Annotated in this window: 5 protein-coding genes and 1 riboswitch; of the genes, 2 read left to right on the plus strand and 3 right to left on the minus strand. The window is 37.2% G+C overall.

Annotated features, from left to right (window positions below; genetic code table 11):
- The first annotated feature begins 94 nt into the window (after nucleotides 1-94).
- Nucleotides 95-219: riboswitch (FMN riboswitch) on the plus strand.
- Nucleotides 220-336: 117 nt separating this feature from the next.
- On the plus strand, nucleotides 337-930 hold the full coding sequence (locus IV84_RS09695; protein WP_046872079.1) for an ECF transporter S component: 594 nt from the start codon (nucleotides 337-339) through the stop codon (nucleotides 928-930).
- Between the two features lie 62 nt (nucleotides 931-992).
- Here the strand turns inward: IV84_RS09695 and IV84_RS09700 are convergent, their stop codons facing one another.
- Nucleotides 993-2,066: an aminopeptidase P family protein gene (locus IV84_RS09700; protein ID WP_046872078.1), complete on the minus strand. Its 1,074-nt coding sequence runs from the start codon at nucleotides 2,064-2,066 to the stop codon at nucleotides 993-995.
- Nucleotides 2,067-2,298: 232 nt separating this feature from the next.
- Here IV84_RS09700 and IV84_RS09705 point away from each other — a divergent pair, with 232 nt between their 5' ends.
- The gene (locus IV84_RS09705) at nucleotides 2,299-2,790 is read left to right on the plus strand and encodes a GNAT family N-acetyltransferase (RefSeq protein ID WP_236698839.1); all 492 of its coding nucleotides are present in this window, start codon (nucleotides 2,299-2,301) and stop codon (nucleotides 2,788-2,790) included.
- A gap of 636 nt (nucleotides 2,791-3,426) precedes the next feature.
- Here IV84_RS09705 and IV84_RS09710 read toward each other — a convergent pair.
- Nucleotides 3,427-3,789 carry a DUF1304 domain-containing protein gene (locus IV84_RS09710; RefSeq protein WP_046872289.1) on the minus strand — a complete coding sequence of 121 codons (363 nt, stop codon included), beginning with the start codon at nucleotides 3,787-3,789 and terminating at the stop codon, nucleotides 3,427-3,429.
- 139 nt (nucleotides 3,790-3,928) lie between these two features.
- Nucleotides 3,929-4,531: a nitroreductase family protein gene (locus IV84_RS09715; RefSeq protein WP_046872288.1), complete on the minus strand. Its 603-nt coding sequence runs from the start codon at nucleotides 4,529-4,531 to the stop codon at nucleotides 3,929-3,931.
- Nucleotides 4,532-4,580 lie beyond the last annotated feature (49 nt).

The following is a 4,580-nucleotide window of genomic DNA, read 5'->3' on the forward strand; positions in this document are numbered from 1 at the left end:
TAAGGCACCTAGGAAAACTTGACACATACGATAAGAATGATTACTGGTTATTTCTAGATAAGTAGTGTAATATTATTTTTGAAAATTAAATAAGGTTCGTCTTCAGGGGCAGGGTGAAATTCCCGACCGGTGGTTATACAGTCCACGACCCATCATTGTGATGGTTGAATCGGTGAAATGCCGATACCGATAGTTAAAGTCTAGATAAAGAAGATTGGGTTATTTGTGTACTTTAAATTCAATTGGTTCTTTATGCTCTGTTTCAGCATAAGGAACCATTTTTTTTTGAATACGAATAAGTCACCTGAGATGAGTCATTCAAGGAGGATGTCTCACATGGGTAGCAAAAATGTTACACGTTTGGTGGTCATTGCAATGATGGCTGCAATTTCATATATTTTATTGTTGTTTGGGTTTCCAATTTTACCAGGGTTTAGTTTCCTGAAAATTGATTTCGCGAATGTACCGATCCTAATCATCATGCTAATGTATGGGCCAGGAGCAGGAATTGCCACAACGGCCGTGGCAGGACTACTGGACATTGTTACAAAAGACAGTAGCATGGTTGGCATTATTGGTATTATTGCGAATTTCTTAGCCACAATGTGCTTTGCATTGCCAATCTATTATGCGGTTCGTAAGCATGTAACAGAAGGAATTCGTAAACAAATTAAATATGTGATCCGCGGAATTATTGTAGGAACCATATCAATGGCAGTGTTTATGAGCCTAGCTAATTTGTTTGTTTTATTGCCGCTTTATTTTAAATTAGTAAGTTTCCAAATTAACTTATCAACCCTTAAAATGGTGCTGTATGGTGTTTTACCATTTAATCTGATTAAGGGGGCAGTTGTTGGACTTGCGACTGGAATTATTTATGGTCGGATGGTTCCTTGGTTGCAAAGCCGTCTTCGAACTGCGAAACATTAAACTATAAAATAAAATGACTGTTTGAAATGGATTTTGAAATCCAAAGCAAACAGTCATTTTTACTATAAAATAATTAAATCTTGTGTGATTTGAGAAAGTCGTTGGCAACCTGAAGCGGTAACTAGAACATCATCTTCAATCCGAATACCACCAAGATCTTTTACATAGATTCCCGGTTCCACAGTTAAAATCTCGTTTTGTGAAACTTTGAATGCTGGCATAGCACCATAACTTTCAGGATATTCGTGAATATCTAAACCAATGCCATGGCCCATTCCATGATTAAATTCTTTACCATAGCCTTTAGAAGTAATAAAATCACGGCCAATTTTATCCAAAGTTTTACCAGAAACTCCTGGTTTAACCGCGTCCATTACTTTTTGTTGGGCAACTTTGACAATATTGTAAATTTCTTTTAGTTTAGGATCTGGGTCACCTAAAGCAATTGTCCGAGTAATATCAGAAGTATATCCATTTACGTAGTAACCAAAATCGATGGTGATCATTTCGCCAGAATTGATTACTTTTGTTGTGGCCGCTCCATGAGGCATGGCTGCACGGACGCCACTAGCAACAATGGTCTCAAACGAAGCACCGGTTGACCCATGAGCTTTCATCCAGTTATCTAAAATGTTAGAAACTTGAATTTCGGTTAATCCGGGTTTGATTTGGGTTAATAAATAGTTAAATCCTTGGTCAGAAAGTTCAATTGCTTTCGTATTGGCAGTAATTTCTTCAGGGCCTTTAACTGCTCTCAAGTGATTTACAACGCCATCAGTGGCTTGTAGTTTTAAATTGGGTAACTGTTCAAGTTTGGCGAAATCTGAATAAATGATTGTGTCTTCGAATCCCAATGTTTTGATAGATTGCGTGTGCACTAACTTGGTAATAACTTTCATGTAATCCCGCGTGATAACAAGCTGGATGCCATTTTCTAAACGTTCGTTGAGATCCTCTTCATAACGTGCATCAGTAATGAGGGTGGCACCAGATGGGGTGACGACTAAACGGCCATCACCTTGTTGGCCATCAAAACCAGTTAAATAGAGAAGATTGAATTCATTTTCAATCAATAAACCATCTATTTTTAAACTGGTTAATTTTGTTTGTAGGTTTTTAATTCGGTTGATATACATATAATGACCTCTTTCATAAAAAATGCTATAGGATTAGTTTAACCTAATTCTAATGAAAAACAACCTAATATTGCAGACTGATACATGTAAGAAAACAAATCAAATTGACTTTTAATCTTTCAAACGGTATAGTATTTACAATTTAGCGGGGAGATTTAGTAATGACAATTGAAGAAAAACTTTTATTGAATAATCGTTTAGAAACAAAAAGACTGTTTTGCGTCCGGTAACCGTGGACGATGCGGAAGATATGTATGCTTACGCAAAGGATCCAGAAACTGTGAAGTATTTGTCATTTGACTATTACAAAAATTTGACGGAAGCAAAAACGGAAATCTTGAACTATTTTGTCAAATCTCCTCAGGGTAAGTGGGGGATCAAACTAAAAGCTAATCACAAATTAATTGGCACAATCGATTTTCGTTTGGATGCACCAGATTTAAAAGCGGAAATTGGCTATGCAATTGGACGTGAGAATTGGGGAAACGGGTATGCACCGGAAGCTGCAACTCGTGTTTTACGACTTGGATTTGCAGAGCTAGGACTGAAACGAATTGAGGCGCTACATTGTTCAGAAAATCCAAAGTCTGGACGTGTCATGCAGAAGATTGGTATGCAAAAGGAAGGTGTGTTGCACAATAATACACAACTAAAAGGACGAACGGTGGATGATGTGTTGTATGCCATTACTGAAGATCAGTGGCGAAAACAAATAGGAAAATAGGGTGAGCAATTTAATTGTAACCGATTGCACACCGTGCTATTATAAGAGTTGAGGAAGGGGATAACTCCCCAACCAGAAAGTTCTTCTCAGTTTGATGCTAGCTGGTTAAATTTGGGCCAATCTAGTAAACGAATATTTAAAAACATCATCTACAGACGCGATGTAAAGATAAAGTCTGAGATTGTAACGAAGATAGACAGTTAGCGACAGGAACAAGAATTTTGTTGGAGGAATTTCAACATCGATAAGATAAACTGTTTAAACGATCGGAAAGCTCGCTGAAGCTCGAACAAGTGTGGAATCAGTAGGAGACTACTTGAATCGCAACAGTAGATATAAAAATGAGTAAATCGAGTGGGCTAGAGCGCAGATCGATAAAGATAATTAGTAAGACTAGGAGATTTGGTGTTTGAAGCGTAATCTGTGAGGTTTTACGAAGCAAAATAGATAGTTATGAAGGTGTAAGGTTATTTCAAAGCAAATACAAGTAATTGGTTGGGGTACTTCCTCATAGGGAATCCAAGAAATGAGAAGATCTTGGATTCTTTTTTTGTCTAAAATAAAACAAAAGCGTACTTAAAGAGAGATGGAAATCTCACAGTGAGTACGCTTCTTTGATTTGGGCCATGAAAAAAATTATAAAAATAGTAAAATGAAAACAATTGTGGCTGGTAATAACTGAAGGCCAAAGATTTTTTTGGTAACCGTTAACCCACCATAAGCACCAACGATCATCACGAAAAGCATTAAGAGGCGCATTATCGTCAGTAAAGTAGTGCCACTAAAGAAGAATAATGTACTAATGATTAGTAATCCGAGGGCTCCGTTATAAATGCCTTGATTTGCCAAGGCAATGCGGGTATTAGGTTGTTTAACAAAGTCAAACGGCATATCAAAGGCCTGAGATTGAGTGTGGGGTCCGGCAAACATTTCCAATAACATAATTGTTAAATGTTCGAAACCGATCAAAGCGGCCAAAATAAGTGTAAAAGTTGTCATATGATAGCTTCCTTTTTTAATGATTGTTCTCATTGTAAGATATTCATCTGATTAGTGCCAAGTTATTTATTATATTAAAAAGCATCTCAAACATTTCCAGTATTAATGGCAGGTTTAGAGATACTTAAAGGTTGTTATTCTATTTAAGTTCGCGGAACCGTTCGTCATCTTTCATGTACGTTTTGGCAGCGGCCGGAGCTTCAATTGATCCAAATGGCATTTCAGCGCGTAAAACCCAATTTGCAGGAATATCAAAAGCGATTCGGGCTTCGCCATCAATGAGGGGATTATAGTGTTGTAAATTTGCACCAATTTCATTTTCGGCTAAAGCTGTCCACACACTCTGTTGCGCGCCACCAAGGGCTTGTTCTGCCCATGACGGAAAGTTTGTAGCGTATAACGGTGCTTGCTTTTCAAAATCAGCGACAACATTTTGATCTGTGAAGTATAAGATAGTTCCAAATCCAGCCTTAAAAGTATCAATTTTATGTTTTGTACCTGCGTAAACTTTTTCAGTTGGCACTTCAGATTTTAGCCGGTTTGCAACGATGTCCCAAAGTTGATCGTGCTTTTCACCATATAAGATTACGGCTCGGGTTGATTGGTTGTTAAATGCAGTTGGTGATTCCCGAATAGCACTTTCAATTAATTGGTCAATGTCAGATTTAGGTAAAGTTACATTTTTTCCCAAATTATAAATTGAGCGTCGTTGTTTTAAAATATCTAAATAAGTTGTTTTCATTTTGGTTTTCCTCTCAGTTAAACGGACTAACATTAGTGGTGAATCATAA

It is taken from the genome of Pediococcus damnosus, assembly GCF_001437255.1.
Classification (GTDB): Bacteria; Bacillota; Bacilli; order Lactobacillales; family Lactobacillaceae; genus Pediococcus; species Pediococcus damnosus.